A 14595-nucleotide genomic window follows, 5' to 3' on the forward strand; every position below is an offset into this window, starting at 1 on the left:
CTGCGGGAAGTGAGGGAAGTGGGAGACCCCACAGGCGAAGCCGAGGAGCTCTTTCCCTCCCCGCGGAAAGCAAGTGTCTGTAGCGGAAATCAACGGGCTTCATCCGTAAGTAAAACAACAATCTTTGAGAAAAGAACCAAGAAAAAAATGGATTTCAGAGCTTCTTTCATTTTTAAAGGATTTGTTAAGGTTTATCTTCCATAATGATGGTAAGAAGCAAAAAAGGAGAGAAAAAAATGGGGTTTTTTAATTATAAAAAAATCGCTCTGCCTATCTGTTGTGCCTTGTTCCTATTGGGCTGCAGCAAAGATAGTGAAAGCAAATCAGAGACTAGCAATGCTAATTCCGACATAGATGTGAGTGCATATATTAAAGAAAATATTAGTTATGATGAGGAGGATTATGCAACAGATTGGAAAAAGGAGGATCCTATCTACATTACATTAGATGGCGACAAAATTACCTATGATGAGTCTGCTTCTATTATGACATCAGGCTCCACTGTGACGATACGATCTGGTGGTGTCTATGTACTTAGCGGAGACTTGGATGATGGACAGATTGTGATAGATGCCCCAGATACAGGGACGGTTAAGTTAGTATTAAATGGAGCAGCTATAACAAATAGCGAGTCTTCCGCGATCTTTATTAAAGAAGCCGAAGATACCATTATTACCATTGCAGATGGAACGGAAAATGCTGTTTCCGATGGGAAATCATATACAGAGGATGATGGATCTGGCGAGCCGAATGCTCCTATCTTCAGTAAAGATGACCTTACAATAAACGGAACAGGGACATTAGAAGTAACCGGCAACTATGATAATGGGATTGTCAGCAAAGATGATCTGCGGATTATGGATGGGAATTTTATCATAAAAGCAGTGGATGATGCGATTGTAGGGAGAGATTTAGTTGCCATTAAAAATGGATCTTTCAAAATAAACGCAGGCGGAGATGGAATTAAATCGACAAATACAAATGAAGAGAAAGGAATCGTAGCGATAGAAGCAGGCAGCTTTGACATCACTTCTGGCACGGATGGCATCCAAGCAGAATCATCTCTTTATATTGCAGATGGCGAATTTAATTTAAAAGCTGGCGGCGGAAGCCCGGAAACAGTTCAGGTTCAAGAAGAAATGATGGGCAGACAGTCTTTCGAGAATAGTGAGACAGAAGAAACAGAAGAGGAGGATACTCCAAGTACGAGAGGCTTAAAGGCCAATGTGGATATTGCCATTGGTGGAGGCACATTTGATATTGATGCCCTAGGAGATGCTCTTCACGGCGACAGCAATGTTACGGTTATGGATGGAGACTTTAAGATTGCTACAGGCGATGATGGCATAGATGCGGGAAAAGCTATCTATATCGCAGGCGGGAAAGTAAATGTAACAAAAAGCTATGAAGGATTAGAAGCTGCAGCCATCACCATTAACGATGGAAATATTGCGGTAGTCACAGCAGATGACGGCATTAATGCAAGCGAAGGAACAAGCAGCAGCGAACAGCCAGGCGGCATGGGAATGGAATCAGCAGGAAATGCATTGCTTACAATCAATGGTGGTACTATCACTGTAAATGCAGGGGGAGATGGTTTAGATGCAAATGGCTCGATTGAAGTAACAGGCGGCACTACTATCGTTAATGGACCTGAAGGGAATGGAAATGGCCCTCTAGATTATGATGGTACATTAACTATCAGCGGAGGCACATTGATTGCAGTAGGAAGCTCCGGCATGGCACAAGGAGCATCTGATACATCGAAACAATCATCCATTTTAATGACATACCCTGAGGTGCAAAGCGCCGGAACGATTATTCATTTAGAAGATAGGGAAGGAAATACTATTGCAACTTTGACACCAGAGAAAGATTATCAATCCCTATTTATCAGCACACCAGATATAAACAAGGATACTATCTATTCTTTATACTCTGGCGGAAACACAACAGAAGTGAAAAGCAATGGTTTATCTGCTGGAACTTACGAAAAAGGAACCAAGGTTGTAGAATTTACTGTTTCTGATACGATCACATACCTAGATGAATCAGGCATTACAGAAGCTCCGACTAATCAAATGGGAGGTCCTGGTGGCGGAGGAACTCCGCCTAGTGGCAATGAAGGGCAAAACAGAAATTCTTCTAATAGTGATGACGAATCAAATAATTAGCTGTAAATAGGGAGGGCTATCCAAGGGGAGTAAGTTCCTGAGGGATAGTCCTTTTTAAAAGATAAGAGGGAATATAATCGTTCAAGTTTTTACATGTCTGGCATCAGTGTGGATCTCTTATCAAGCCTTAGCCCCCTTTTTGCAGAAAATGCAGAAAGGCTTATAGAAGATAAAAATATTTATCCGGCATTAACGGGCGTAAAACCCCAAAATTGAAGGTTCATTTTATAAAGAAATGCTATGCCGGTAGAATGGAAGAGAAAGTTTCTGGAGATATTCTGATCTATTACTAGAAGCTTCTTTTATCCATTCCATTTGTTAACATAGCAGCACCTCGCTATTCCTTTCTTTTGCGCTCCTTATATTCTAAATACTGACTGGCCAATACTTCTCCTACAATAAAAAAAGAAGCCAAGGAAGTATAATCTATTCCGCTGCTTGTAGGTACGGAAGTAGTAGTGGCATATAAATTATATGGAGTCATTCGTGCTAATGTATTATTTTTCATATTGGTAATCGAGATAAAAGGAACTCCCTTTGCCACAAGCTTTTGCGTTTTTGGCACTAGTGTAGGAGTATCTCCAGATAAAGAAATGATAATCAGCAAATCATTTGGTTTCAGATCAGGAAGAATGACTTCAAATTTTGTTTCATCATGAATAATCGTTAAATAGCGATGCTGCACAATAAAGGCTCTTTGCAGTTCATGGGCCGCATTTAATTGAGCAGAACCAGTGCCGTAGACGAATATTCTTTCTGATCGATCAATCAACTCGCACATTTCATCAAACTTTTTATCCTGCAAATGTTTTAAAGTGGCTTCTAAATCATTGGACAGTGTGCCTATATAGCTTTGAGTCACTTCTTCCTCTTCATCCTCCCACTTTAGGAAAACACGGAACTCGCTGTAGCCGCTGAAATTTAGCTTTTGCGCCAAACGCAGAACAGAGGAGCGGGAAACATTACATTTTTTTGCCAGTTCATTTATATTGAGTTTATAGCAGGTACTGCGGTTATTTAAGATATATTTTAAAATATGAAAGTCATTTTCATGAAATTGATTATAGTTTTTATTAATTAACTCTTCTAACTTCACATCTTTTTCCTCCCCAATGTCTATTCCTTTATTTTAATATAAAAATGGAAGGAGGAAAAAGGAGAAAGAGAAAATATACGCCTATCTACAGATGAAAGGTTAGCCTTCGCTGTATATATTGGTCCAGAAGTCCTTTCATTTAGGCTGTTTTCGTAACCTTTGCTGCTTTTAAAGGAGTAGGTTGATTTCCTTTAGGATGCTCGCTTTCCGTGGGGCGGGCGATGAGCCTCCTAAAGGAAGAGGCCTTTTAGGGGGCTCATCTGTCCCGCTAATCCCACAGGAGTCTCGCACCTTACACTACAACCAACCCGTTTCAAACATGTTATTATTCTTATCATTTAAAAGCAACAATCTTTTAGAAAAGAGCCTTTAGTTTAAAACTTGTTCTAATTCTTGTTGTTCTTTTTTTAGTGTTGGCCAGAAGTTTTTATTTGCTTCGATTAAATCGTCTAATATGGATTTAGCTACTGAAGCGCTTGGAACGGTTTTAGAAAGGGTCATCGCTTGCCATAATTTTTGGTAAGATCCTTCTTCCCAAGCTTCTACAACCAGTTTTTCAACAGATACTTGCTGTTCCATCAATCCTTTTTGGAATTGAGGGATTTTGCCTATGGATAAAGGTTCAGGTCCATTTGATCCTACAATACAAGGAATTTCAACCATTCCTGTTGGATCAAAATTCTCAATGGCCCCATTATTTTCTACGATTAACAGCATTCGTTCATGCGTGTTATATGCAATAGCTCTTGCAAGGTCGACTATATAGGATGCATGCATATCTACATGAAGTGCGCTGCCTTTTGTTGATTGGTTCGCAACAATCTTTTCGCATTCTCCAAAAACAAACTTTTCTCTTCCATCCATTACTTCATTTGCGCGAGTATATTCTTTGTTGGAGTGCCCTACGATATAATCTGGGAACAGATAATATTGCAAATAGGTGTTTGGCAGAGTATTAGGATCTAGGGCAAATACATCTCTAGCTTTTGTAAAAGTATCATTCCAAGTTGCTTCTGTATGCTGCCTGTCTCCGCTTGTCACCACATATCCGTTTTTGACTACATGTTCTTTAATTTTTGGCATAAGGTCATTTCCTTCTTTATCCCGAATATCTGTCCACCAGCCAAAATGATTTAAACCGTAATAGCGAACTACTAATTCTTTGCGAGAGGCTAATCCAAGTGTTTCTGCCATTCTTCTTTCAATGCTGACAGGCATATCACAAATATTCAGCACTTTTGCGTTAGGGCGCAGTTTCCTGCATGCTTCTGCCACAATGGCAGCCGGATTGGAATAATTTAGCATCCATGCATCTGGAGAATATTTTTCCATGTAGTCTATAATCTCAAAGACACCCCCGATAGAACGCATTCCATATGCCATGCCCCCTGGTCCGCACGTTTCTTGGCCAACCACTCCATATTTCAATGGAATCTTTTCATCCAGCGCACGCATGGCATATTTTCCAACCCGAATGTGAGCCATAACAAAGTCCACATCTGTAAATGCTTCTTCAGGGTCCACTGTTGCCACAAATTCAATTTCCGGTGCTCTTTCCTTTACGATAATTTCACATGCGCCCGCAATCTTTTCCTGTCTATCTTTATCATTGTCATAGAATTTTAATGTTCGAAGGGGAAATTTATCTAGATTATCCAGCAGCATTAATACAATCCCTGGTGTAAATGTACTGCCTCCACCTGCAATAACAACAGAAAACTTTTTCATTATTTTTTCCTCCCTATTATGTGATACCTCATTTATAACATAGCAACTATACCTCCTCAATGAGTTTGGAAGCGTTTGCCCTTAATCGCATTTTTTGTTCTTTTTCACATAGCATAAGATTTTTCCCAGGCAGCATTTTCTTTCGATTCTTAAAGAAATCTATAGGCAAGGCTCTTTTCTCAAAGATTGTTGTTTTTGCTTATGAATGAAGCCCGTTGATTTCCGCTACAGACACTTGCTTTCCGCGGGGAGGAATGGGAGCCTCCTCGGCTTTGCCTGTGGGGTCTCCCACTTCCCTCATTTCCCGCAGGAGTCAAGTGTCCTCCGCTCCAATCAACTCAGGATGTTAAACTTCGTTTCATGTCAAAAAGCAATAAACCTTACGAAAACAGCCATATGCAAAAAGGCGGAAAGCAATTGCTCTCCACCTCTTTGTTATATACGATTAATTAGCTTGTTTAAGCAATATTTCAAACTGTTCTTTTACTTGAGGAACAGATAAACCAACAATAATCTGCACCGCTTTTCCATTGCGGACTACCCCGTGTGCACCAGCCAACTGAAACGCGCTATCAGGCTGCAGTTTGCTTTCATCCTTTACGCTGACTCTTAATCTTGTTGCACAGTTCATAACATCCTCAATATTTTCCGATCCGCCCAAAGCCTCTAAAAAGCTCATTGCCTTATCAGAAAAAGCGGAGTCTTTGCTGGAAGAAACCTTTTTCTCTCCTTTTTTCTCTTTAAAGTCCTTTTTCGTATATAATTTTGTTTCCGATCCGCTTTCCAGCTCCCGGCCAGGAGTGCCGATGTTTAACTTTAGAATCATTGTTCGGAAAACAATAAAATAGATAAACGTAAAGGCTAAACCAATTCCCCATTGAATGAGATAAGTAGATCCATGTGAGGAGAATAAAGGTATCCAGTTATTGCTTGCCATTTCAATGAACCCGCCTGTCATTAATCCAGTAACGCCAGCTGCATACATCGTAGCCGACATCGTAGCAGCAAGCAAAGCATGCACCCCAAATAATAATGGAGAAATAAACAAGAATGTAAATTCAAGAGGCTCTGTAATGCCTGCGACAACAGCTGTTAACGTTGCCGGTATTAATAGAGAAGCCACCAATTTCTTCTTTTCCGGTCTTGCTGTTGCATAAAGAGCCCATGCAATACCCGGCATAGCAAATATTTTGGCATTTCCATACATGGCAAAGCCGCCTTCAGGGAACAACGCCTTTAAGGATTGAGTCGAAGCTGCGAATTGTGTCAAATGCTCAATCCAGTAAATTTTAATGCCCCCTTCAATAATGGCAGGACCATAAAGGAAAGGAGTCCAGATAAAATGATGCAAGCCAGTCGGCAATAAAATGCGCTCCAAGAATGTATACAGCCAAACCCCTACAACACCTGCGCCCCCTAAAAACGCCTGCAAAGAAGAGATGCCATTTTGGACCATTGGCCAAAAATAAGCAGTGGCGATAGCTAAAGGAATCATCAGAACAAAGCTGATAATAACAACATAAGAGGTACCTTGGAAAATGCCCAGCCATTCTGGCAGTTTTTTATCAAAATAGCGATTGTGAATAAATACAACAATAGAAGAAATAACAATGGCACCGATAATATTCGTATCAAGTGTCTTAATCCCAGCTATCATAGTCAAACCTGTACCAGATCCAACCTCTGCAGAGAAGTCTACCCCAAATGGCCCTCCCCATACAGTTAAAATAGCATTAATAAAATAATTAAACGTTAAATACGTTATCAATGCTTCCATACAAGCTCGCGCATGGGCCTTTTTTGCCAATGCAATCGGTATGCCAATCGCAAACAGCAATGGCATTTGCCTTAAGACCGCCCACGCACCTTCACCAATAATAAACCAGCATTGATACCACAGACTTTCTGGATCTGCCAGCGAACCCATAATCAATGGATTTTTAAAAAGAATAGTTAACCCAATAACCACCCCAGCAAAAGGAAAAAGTAATACAGGCACATATAAGGCCCCGCCAAAACGTTGGACTTTTTGCATCATCGCTAAAAAACCTCCTCATTATTCTACTGAAAATAATATACTTATTAATTGCTAACGCTTTCATGTTCTAATAGTAGCCTATTCTTTTCCCCTTGAATATACGAAACCCGCAAAATGCACGTAATCACTGCTTTTGTGTTTTTTCACATGGGGTAAGAATTTTCTCAGGGGAAGATAATAGAAGAAATATGTTTGGAAATTAAAATAAGAATGACATTTGCATGATGAAACAAGAAAAAAATGGATGAGGAAAATTATTTTCAAACATAAGGGGAAATGATAAAATGGTTTTGTCTTTTAAAAAAATTTACACTTATTTGAAAAAATAGCAGAAGATATACAAAGGGGAAATGAAACATTGAAAAAAGTAAAAAAAGCGATTATACCAGCGGCTGGTCTTGGAACAAGATTTTTGCCGGCAACAAAAGCGATGCCGAAAGAAATGCTGCCAATTGTAGACAAACCGACTATTCAATATATTGTCGAAGAAGCAATTGCATCAGGAATTGAAGATATTATTATCGTAACAGGAAAAGGAAAAAGAGCAATTGAAGATCACTTCGATTATGCCCACGAATTAGAAAGCAACTTATTGGAAAAAGGAAAAATGGACCTTCTTGAGAAAGTTCAATATTCTTCTAACCTAGCAGATATCCATTATATTCGCCAAAAGGAACCAAAAGGATTAGGACATGCGGTATGGTGTGCAAAAAGCTTTATTGGTGATGAGCCATTTGCTGTTCTTTTGGGAGATGATATTGTCCAAGGCGATACTCCGTGCTTAAAACAATTAATTGATCAATATGAAGAAACACATGCATCTGTAATTGGTGTGCAGACAGTAGCGGATAATGAAACAGACCGCTATGGAATTGTAGATCCAGGAGAGGCAGAAGGAAGACGCTATCAAGTAAATAATTTTGTCGAAAAGCCAAAATTAGGTACAGCTCCATCTAACTTAGCGATCATGGGCCGTTATGTATTTACACCAGAAATCTTCAAGTTTCTAGAAACGCAGCAAGTAGGGGCTGGCGGAGAAATTCAATTAACAGATGCGATCCAGCAATTAAATGAAATCCAGCGCGTATTTGCTTATGATTTTGAAGGCAAACGTTATGATGTTGGGGAAAAACTAGGTTTTGTTAAAACAACGGTAGAATTTGCGTTGCAAAATGAGGAAATCAGAGAAGAAATGCTTCGTTATATTAATGAGCTTGCTGAATTGAATAATGCTGCTTTGAAACTTTGAATGCTTCAGATAGCATATAGGTGAGTAACAAACTATATTATCTAAAAAAGTCTAATTAATCCTATTAATTAGGCTTTTTTGTATGTGTAATTAGAGGGGGATATATTTGATATTCTAAACTCTAAAGATATCTGTCCATACACTAAAAAGACTAAAGGTAAAAAAACTATATATAATAGAAGAAACTGGTATCGCTTACAATCGGAAAACGACAAAAAAATCCAAATTCCCCTATTTACGCAAATAAAGGACGATGCTATGATAAGTGTACTTTATAAAGAACCAATGAAAAAAATACGAGCAAATTTGCTCGTATTATTTCTTTACTAAGAAATCGGTTATATAATTGCTCCAGACTTCATATCCTTTTTCATTAGGAGTACCATCTGAATTGATATAATCCAATACTTCTATGCTATCGCCTTCTGGCCAATTCTCCCAATGATTTAAATATGTAATATTTTCTGACTCTGCATATTCCTTTAGTGCAGCTACTTGCGTTGGATAAAGACTAGCATTATATATTTGATTTGCTGGCTGTAAGACAAATGTTGCGTTAGGCAGCTTTTCTTTTGTGTCTTTTATAATAGTAGAGATATTTTTAATAGTAGTATTAATATTTACAAGATTATTATCTGCAAGAAGAAATGGTTCGAAAATAATCATATCTGGTTTTTGACTAATTAATTTTTGGGTTTCATCATTTAATACATAATTGCTTGAAGTTTCTTCATATACCATGTTTTCTATTGATACATATTTATCGTAAGTAGTAGTTAATGATTCTGTTAAGTTAGGCAATAAACCAATTTTTGAGTCACCAATTGATTGGGACCCTAATAATACAATATGATAAGTTTCGTTATTGTTTAATGTCATTTCCAATTGTTTTTGTGCATCTTCTGGCCAGTTTTCAGCAAAACTTAAATAGTAATCTAAATCAATATTTATTTCTGAATTAGAAGAAGATGAATTTTTTTGATTACTAGAGGAACTAGCTTGACTCTTTCCCCAATGAATATTTCCAACTACTAAAACAGCAGCCAGCAAAATCGTTAAAAAAGCAATAATAGTGGTTTTCATTATACCCTCCATAAACAATATTATTGAAAATTAAGACTTAATAATTATAAAAATCAAATAGACTGTTAGGGAATTATTCCCTAAAATAAAAAAAGACTATTAAAAATGTAAAATACTTGGTAAAGTAGATTTCGGAGATACAAAAGTACATGAATAGTAAAAGTATTACAAGAAAAGACAATTTTTGCAATGGTATATGATATAATTATCATGTTTTTATTTTTTTCTAGGAGGAAATCATGGAAGAAACAATCAGCTTAAAAGAACTATTTCAAACATTAAAGAAAAGAATTGCATTAATTCTCTCCATTACATTAATCGCCATGATCATAAGTGGAGTAGTAAGTTATTTTGTAATTACACCAGAATACAAATCTTCTACACAAATTCTTGTTAACCAAGCTAAGGAAGATGATTCTATTTATAATTATAATGAAGTTCAAACTAATATCCAATTAATAAACACATACAGTGTAATTATTAAAAGTGCAGCTATTCTAAATGAAGTTAAAAGTGGCTTGAGCTTGGATATGAGTGTATCAGAACTGAATAAAAAAATTACAGTAGAAAGTGCCCAAAACTCGCAAATAATGACTATTTCAGTTACTGATCCAGATTCAATGATGGCATTAGAAATTGCAAATAAGACAGCAGAAGTTTTTGAAAAAGAAATTAAAAAATTAATGAAGGTTGATAATGTAAGTATTCTTCCACTTGCGGATGATCAAGAAAATCAATCACCGATTAGTCCAAATCCACCGTTAAATATTGCAATTGCTGTAGTTGTAGGATTAATGATTGGCGTAGGTCTTGCCTTTTTATTAGAATACTTAGATAACACTGTGAAAACAGAACAAGATATTGAAAAGTTATTGGAATTACCGGTTTTAGGTGCCATTACAACAATAGATGAAAATAAAGATGCTAAATTAAGAGGTAATCAAGGAACAAGTAGAGGTGATTTAGTTGGCAGCAAGTAATAAGATCAGCAAAAAAACATTGTTAGATAGTAAAAGAAAGCTCATAACAAAATATGATCCAAAATCGCCAATTTCTGAGCAATATCGAACTATTCGTACAAATATTTTATTCTCTAGTGTTGATGAAGAAATACGAACTTTAATGGTAACATCCTCAGGGCCAGGTGAAGGGAAATCTACAACAGCAGCAAATTTGGCAGTAGTATTTGCGCAACAAGGAAAAACGGTTTTATTAGTTGATGCGGATTTAAGAAAACCTACTGTACATTATACATTTAATACTCTTAATACATCAGGTTTAACATCCGTGTTAACTAATCAAATGCCATTGATGGAAGCAGTCCTAACAAATGATGAAAAGAATTTATTTATACTTCCAAGTGGACCCATTCCTCCTAATCCGTCTGAACTATTAAGTTCAAGGGCGATGCAGCACTTTATGGAAAAAGGACTTGAAGAGTTTGATATAATTCTTTTTGATACTCCACCGGTACTTGCGGTAACAGATGCACAAATTTTGGCAAACATCTGCCAAGGTAGTGTATTAGTTGTAAGTAGTGGAACTACAGAAAAGGATTCTTTAGTAAAAACAAAAGAACTTTTATCTGCATCTAATGGAAAGATTTTAGGGGTCGTTTTAAATAATAAAAAGCAGGACAAAAATAGTAGCTATTATTATTATGGAACAAAGTAATAAATTCTTAATAAAATTATTTATCAGTAGTTCTATCCATTTTTTATAAAAATTAGAATGGTTAAAAGATACGTATAAATGGTACGTATTACTTATTCATATTTACTTTTGAATACTGTCTGTTAATGTAACACCTTAAAGAATACTTCATTAATGAAGAAGGCTGATGATTCAAAAAAAGTAAATAATATATTAAATAAAATAATATGTGTTCAATTAAATCAATTTTTAGTTTTCCTTAAAGCATAATAGAATAAATAATAGTAGTTAGAATAGGAAGTCCGTTTCTATAGATTGAATAAGGAAGGAAAAGTAAAATATTATTTTATGAGGTGGTTTAGTTGACTAATGGAAGTAAAGATGAACTCCTATCTTTTTATCAAAATAGTGGTGAAGTAAAAAATAAAAAAATATATTTATTTTTGAAAAGATCAATAGATATCATAGGCTCAGCTATAGGGCTTATTGTCTTAGGTTTTCTATTTTTAATAGTGTCAATTTTAATAAAAATTGAAGATCCAAAAGGGGAAATATTTTTTAAACAAGTAAGGGTAGGAAAAAACGGGAAAGAGTTTTATATATATAAATTTCGTTCTATGATAACTAATGCAGAAAAAGAATTGAATAAATTATTGCAATATAATGAAGTTGATGGTGCAATGTTTAAAATGAAAGAAGATCCCCGTGTTACTAAAATCGGTAAATTTATCCGAAAAACAAGTATTGATGAACTTCCTCAATTATTTAATGTTCTTAAGGGGGAAATGAGTTTGGTAGGACCTAGACCTCCTCTACCGAGAGAGGTTGAAGAATATACGCCATATGATAAGCAACGTTTACTAGTAACTCCAGGGTGTACAGGATTATGGCAAGTGAGTGGAAGAAGTAACGTTAGTTTTAATGAGATGGTGGAATTAGATCTGAAATATATTAGAGATAGATCATTTTTTTATGATTTAAAGATTATTATAAAAACAATAAGAGTAATGTTATATTCAAAAGATGCGTATTAACAAGATTACAAGACAGTAAATAATTAAGTATATAAATCCGTAAAACTGATTGAACTTATTCTAAAACTTTATATTTATTAACTTTTAGTAATAAGTAAGTTAGGAAGGGTGTTTGAAATAATAGATGAAAAAAAATATATTAATAGATGGATATTACTTAACTAAACCAAGAGGAATGGGAAGATATATTAAGGAATTAATATATTCCTTATCTTATACTAAAGCAGCAGAGGATTTTAATATTTATGTCTCAATAACGGATGAAGAATTTCATGATGATATACTAAAAGTTATGGAAAAATTCAATGTAATAAAAAGAAAACAGTTGCCTTTCCCAATTTGGGAACAAGCTTATATACCTTATTTAGTAAAGCAATTAAAGGTTGATGTTTTATTATCTCCCTATAATACCTATCCTATTCTTACGAAAATTATGAATGTCAAAAATGTTATCACGATTCATGACCTTATGTTTCTTGATGGTAAAGGCATAGGAGGAAACGTATATCAAAAAATGGGCAATGTTTACAGGAAAAGTATTGTGAAATCCATTACTAATAGAACTAGTATAATAAGCGTTAGTAAAAATACATCTGATGAACTGTATAATAAATTAAATCTACATAGTAAAGTGATATATACAGCAATTGACTACTTTTTTGAACAAAACAAATGTGTAGACAGTAAAAAAAGTTTAGATGATGAATACTATTATCATGTAGGTGGAGTGAGCCCTCATAAAAATACTGAGAGAGTTATACAGGCATTTTGTAAATTAAAATCAAGTAATACAAAACTTGTTATATCTGGATTACCGGTTAATAATAAATTAAAAGAGAAGTATAAACATAACGACAAAATAATTTTTACAGGTTGGCTTGAAGATATCGAGGTGGCAAATCTATATAAGTTTGCAAAGGGAGTAATATTTCCTAGTTTAGTAGAGGGGTATGGATTACCTATAATAGAAGCTTTTAAATATAGAACGCCAGTTGTTACTTCTAATTTTGCTCCAATGAGTGAGATAGCACATTCAGCTGCAGTATTAGTAGATCCTTATTCTATAACTGCAATACAACAAGGCATGGAGAAATTGGATAGTAAAAATTTAAGTGAGGAATTGGTTAATAAGATGGATATAGCTCTGAAAGAAATCAATTCTAGAGTTATGGGAGAAGAGATGAAAAAAGTAATTAAAGCATGTATAACTACGTAAAGGTGATTTAAAGGTGAAAACACTAATAATAAGCTCAATGTATCCATATCCTAAAGATAATGGGAAAAGTATAATTATTTCAAGTATTTTAGAATATTTAATCTCCCAAAATGGAAAAGAAAAAGTTAACTATGTCTTTATTAATAAGGACACAGATTTAAATAAATTAGAAAATACTAATGGAATGAAAATATTCGCATTTCAAAATCCGAAATTAATGATTCAATTAATAAATCTTATTAAATATACAGTTATTAAAAGAACTAAAAGCATACAGGAATCTGTTCTTTATTCTGTTGATTTGAAAAGAAAAATTAGTCAGATAATAAATGATGGTAAATATGACTTAATTATTTATGACACAATTAGAATGGCGCAATACTTTGAAAATGATAACAATTTAACTTCTAAAGAAATTGTTTATATGGATGATTTATTTTCTGAACGTTATTCAAAAATGCTTGAGGTCATGAAAAATAACAAGAATATTGAATTAAATCCTTTGGGAAACTTCTCTAAATTTTTACCTAAATTTTCACAATCCATAATAAGTTTTAAGTTTATTAATTACCTTCTATTATCATATGAAAAAAAACTCATAAAAAAAAGAGAAAATGAGATTGTGAACAAATTTGATTTAAATCTATTAATTAGTAAAAAAGAAGTTAATATTCTAACGAAGAGAACGAATTCTAAAAATATTAAATCGATTAATCCTGTCTTAAAAGACCAATGTACTTACTCTAGAAACTCTTTTGATAATAAAAGATTTTTATTTCTAGGTTCTTTAAATATACCTCATAATGAAAGTTCAATAATAAATTTTATTGAAATTAATAGAAATTTTCTAGAGAATCATAAAGATATCCATATAGATATAGTCGGGAGAAATGCAAGTGAGAAATTAGAAGAAATAGTAAAAAAATTTTCTAATATCACAATTCATGGATATGTTGAAGACTTAAATTATATGATGGAAACATCTACAGCTATGATAGTACCGCTAATTTTTGGTAGTGGTGTTAAATTGAAAACATTGGAGGCTTTTTCCAAGGGACTGCCAGTGATATCAACAGACTTTGGTATAGAAGGAATCAATGTTAAACATAATAATGAATGTATAGTAGAAAATGATATTAAAAATTTCCCACTCCGTATGATGGAAATTTCAGAAAAAAATACTAATCAAAGAATATCAAAGAGATGTTATGATTTTTTTGTGGAAAATTATTCAAAGGAAAGTGTTTATAATCAATATAAAAATTTATTTTAATCAGTTAAAATAAATTTTTATTTCCAGTAGATAATTTATTATATATTGTGA

The 14595-nt window shown here is 34.5% G+C and carries 11 protein-coding genes; 7 read left to right on the forward strand and 4 right to left on the reverse strand.

All coding sequences use genetic code 11. The features are described from left to right. Positions 1-236: 236 nt before the first annotated feature. Entirely contained in the window at positions 237-2174 is a 1938-nt protein-coding gene (locus NCCP28_RS21165; protein WP_248563208.1) for a carbohydrate-binding domain-containing protein, read from the forward strand. A gap of 337 nt (positions 2175-2511) precedes the next feature. On the opposite strand, the gene NCCP28_RS21170 is transcribed toward NCCP28_RS21165, so the two are convergent. The 3 genes from NCCP28_RS21170 to NCCP28_RS21180 all read right to left on the reverse strand — a co-directional run bounded on the left by NCCP28_RS21170 (position 2512) and on the right by NCCP28_RS21180 (position 7036). Beyond that, complete coding sequence (locus NCCP28_RS21170; protein WP_248563209.1) at positions 2512-3270, reverse strand: MurR/RpiR family transcriptional regulator; 759 nt, start codon at positions 3268-3270, stop codon at positions 2512-2514. Between the two features lie 369 nt (positions 3271-3639). Next, the gene (locus NCCP28_RS21175; protein WP_248563210.1) at positions 3640-4998 is read right to left on the reverse strand and encodes a 6-phospho-alpha-glucosidase; all 1359 of its coding nucleotides are present in this window, start codon (positions 4996-4998) and stop codon (positions 3640-3642) included. Positions 4999-5443: 445 nt separating this feature from the next. Then, positions 5444-7036, reverse strand: a complete 1593-nt coding sequence (locus NCCP28_RS21180) for an alpha-glucoside-specific PTS transporter subunit IIBC (RefSeq protein WP_248563211.1) — start codon at positions 7034-7036, stop codon at positions 5444-5446. Between the two features lie 358 nt (positions 7037-7394). Here NCCP28_RS21180 and galU point away from each other — a divergent pair, with 358 nt between their 5' ends. Then, positions 7395-8285 (forward strand): UTP--glucose-1-phosphate uridylyltransferase GalU, encoded by an 891-nt coding sequence (gene galU, locus NCCP28_RS21185; protein WP_248563212.1) that lies wholly within the window; start codon positions 7395-7397, stop codon positions 8283-8285. Positions 8286-8600: 315 nt separating this feature from the next. On the opposite strand, the gene NCCP28_RS21190 is transcribed toward galU, so the two are convergent. Then, complete coding sequence (locus tag NCCP28_RS21190; RefSeq protein WP_248563213.1) at positions 8601-9368, reverse strand: SGNH/GDSL hydrolase family protein; 768 nt, start codon at positions 9366-9368, stop codon at positions 8601-8603. A 239-nt stretch (positions 9369-9607) separates the two neighbouring features. Between NCCP28_RS21190 and NCCP28_RS21195 the strand changes: the two genes are divergently transcribed. The 5 genes from NCCP28_RS21195 to NCCP28_RS21215 all read left to right on the forward strand — a co-directional run bounded on the left by NCCP28_RS21195 (position 9608) and on the right by NCCP28_RS21215 (position 14544). Beyond that, the gene (locus NCCP28_RS21195) at positions 9608-10348 is read left to right on the forward strand and encodes a YveK family protein (protein ID WP_248563214.1); all 741 of its coding nucleotides are present in this window, start codon (positions 9608-9610) and stop codon (positions 10346-10348) included. Continuing rightward, positions 10335-11042 carry a CpsD/CapB family tyrosine-protein kinase gene (locus tag NCCP28_RS21200; RefSeq protein WP_282579595.1) on the forward strand — a complete coding sequence of 236 codons (708 nt, stop codon included), beginning with the start codon at positions 10335-10337 and terminating at the stop codon, positions 11040-11042. The genes NCCP28_RS21195 and NCCP28_RS21200 overlap by 14 nt, the downstream gene beginning before the upstream one ends. A gap of 341 nt (positions 11043-11383) precedes the next feature. Next, a complete protein-coding gene (locus NCCP28_RS21205) occupies positions 11384-12055 on the forward strand; it encodes a sugar transferase (RefSeq protein WP_248563215.1) in 672 nt (223 codons plus the stop codon). A gap of 124 nt (positions 12056-12179) precedes the next feature. Next, positions 12180-13271, forward strand: coding sequence for a glycosyltransferase family 4 protein (locus tag NCCP28_RS21210; protein ID WP_248563216.1), 1092 nt, complete (start codon positions 12180-12182; stop codon positions 13269-13271). 13 nt (positions 13272-13284) lie between these two features. Continuing rightward, the gene (locus tag NCCP28_RS21215; RefSeq protein WP_248563217.1) at positions 13285-14544 is read left to right on the forward strand and encodes a glycosyltransferase; all 1260 of its coding nucleotides are present in this window, start codon (positions 13285-13287) and stop codon (positions 14542-14544) included. Positions 14545-14595 lie beyond the last annotated feature (51 nt).

It is taken from the genome of Niallia sp. NCCP-28 (assembly GCF_023168165.1).
Taxonomy (GTDB): domain Bacteria; phylum Bacillota; class Bacilli; order Bacillales; family Cytobacillaceae; genus Niallia.